Origin of the sequence: Sphaerisporangium sp. NPDC049002, assembly GCF_040649355.1 — a bacterium.
Taxonomy (GTDB): Bacteria; Actinomycetota; Actinomycetes; order Streptosporangiales; family Streptosporangiaceae; genus Sphaerisporangium.
In genome coordinates this window covers 1-1,871 of record NZ_JBEZFH010000422.1, presented here as the reverse complement: position 1 = coordinate 1,871, position 1,871 = coordinate 1, and the positions used below count along the sequence as shown (strand labels likewise).

General features: G+C 75.3%; 1 protein-coding gene and 1 pseudogene. Both read left to right on the top strand.

Going from position 1 to position 1,871, the window contains the following annotated elements; genetic code table 11:
• Positions 1 to 80 precede the first annotated feature (80 nt).
• A complete protein-coding gene (locus AB0B89_RS36195) occupies positions 81 to 1,514 on the top strand; it encodes a molybdopterin-dependent oxidoreductase (RefSeq protein WP_358562237.1) in 1,434 nt (477 codons plus the stop codon).
• A 109-nt stretch (positions 1,515 to 1,623) separates the two neighbouring features.
• A pseudogene (locus AB0B89_RS36190) lies at positions 1,624 to 1,871 on the top strand (fasciclin domain-containing protein); the annotation flags it as partial.

Sequence of the window (1,871 nt, the reverse complement as noted above, 5' to 3'; positions counted from 1 at the left end):
TTGAGGTCGAGGTGGAAGAGTTTGCCGTGCCAGAGCGCCTGGGCGATGCCGTGGACGAAGTTCAGCCCGGCCATCTGCTCGTGGCCCACCTCGGGCTGAAGGATTTCGCGATCCGGACCTTCGGCAGCTCCGACAAGCTCGTCCTGCTGATCGGTCTCGGGGCCGTGGTGGCGGCCCTGGCGGCGGCCCTGGGCGCGCTGGCCCCCCGCCACTCGCGTACGGCCCTGGCCGGTTTCGCCGCCCTGGGCCTGCTCGCGGCGGTCGCCGCCGTATCCCGGCCGGACGCGGTGCCGCTGGACGCGCTGCCGTCGCTGGCCGCCGGCGCCGCCGGTGCCGTGGCGCTCCTGCTCTTGCGGCGCGCCCTCACCGCCCGCCTTCCGGTTCCCCTCGGTCACGGCTCCCCGCCGGGGGAACGTTCCACCGGACCCGTCGCGGCTCTCGCCGTGGGCACCGGCCGCCGGGGGTTCCTGCGGACGGGGGCCCTGACCTTGGCCTTCGCCGCCGTCAGCGGGGGAGTGGGCAGGACGCTGACCGCCGCCCGGGACGCCGCCGCCACGGGGGCCAGCCTGGTGCTGCCCCGCCCGGCCAGGCCCGCGCCCCCGCTGCCGCCCGGCGCCGACCTGGGGATCCCGGGGCTCAGCCCGTTCACCACCCCGGTGGCCGACTTCTACCGCGTGGACACCGCGCTGGTCGTCCCGAGGGTGCCCCACCAGGACTGGCGGCTGCGCGTCCACGGACTCGTGGACCACCCGGTCGAGCTCACCTTCCAGCAGGTGCTGGGCCGGCCGCTGACCGAGCGGGACATCACCCTCACCTGCGTGTCCAACGAGGTCGGCGGGCCATACGCCGGGCACGCCCGGTGGCTCGGCGCCGACCTGGCCGCACTGCTCCGCGAGGCGGGCGTCCAGGCGGGGGCCGACCAGATCCTCTCCCGATCAGCCGACGGCTGGACCTGCGGCACACCAATCGAGTCGGTGCTCGACGGCCGCGACGCGCTGCTCGCCGTCGGGATGAACGGCCGTCCGCTCCCACCCGAGCACGGTTTCCCGGCCCGCATGATCGTCCCCGGCCTGTACGGGTACGTGTCGGCGACCAAATGGGTCACCGAAATCAAGATCACCCGGTTCGCCGACGAGCAGGCGTACTGGACCAGGCGCGGCTGGGCCGACCACGCGCCGATCAAGACCGCGTCGCGCATCGACGTGCCCAAGGCGTTCGCCCGGGTGGCCACCGGTCGCGTGGTCGTCGCGGGGGTCGCCTGGGCGCAGCACCGTGGCGTGGCCGCCGTCGAGGTCCGCGTCGACGGCGGCCCCTGGAAGGCCGCCCGGCTGGCGCCCTCCACGGGTCCGGACACCTGGCGGCAGTGGCGTCTCGACTGGGACGCGACCCCCGGTAGGCACAGCCTGGAGGTCCGCGCCACCGACGCCACCGGTCACACCCAGACGTCCGCACGCGTGGCGCCGTTCCCGGACGGCGCCACCGGACGGCACTCGCTCGTGGTCACCGCCGGGTGACCGCGAGCCCCGGGGGTGCGACACGACCCGTGCCCGCCACCGGTGACAGAGAGCACGCGCGGGTCACCATCCCGTGACCCGTGATCCGCAACGACAAGAAGGACTATCTGTGAAGACCCGAATTCTCGCCGTCCCGGCCCTCGCCGTCGCTTTCTCGCTCACCGCCGCCTGCGGCGGCGGCTCGACCTCGGCCGAGCCCGAGGCCGCCTCCGCGGCTCCGGCCACGACCAGCGCCGCTCCCGCGCCCGCCGACACGCCCATGGCCACGCCTTCCGGCGGTCCGTTCGGCGCGGCCTGCTCCGCCGTGCCGTCCTCGGGGGCGGGCAGCTTCGACGGCATGGCCCAGGACCCGGTGGC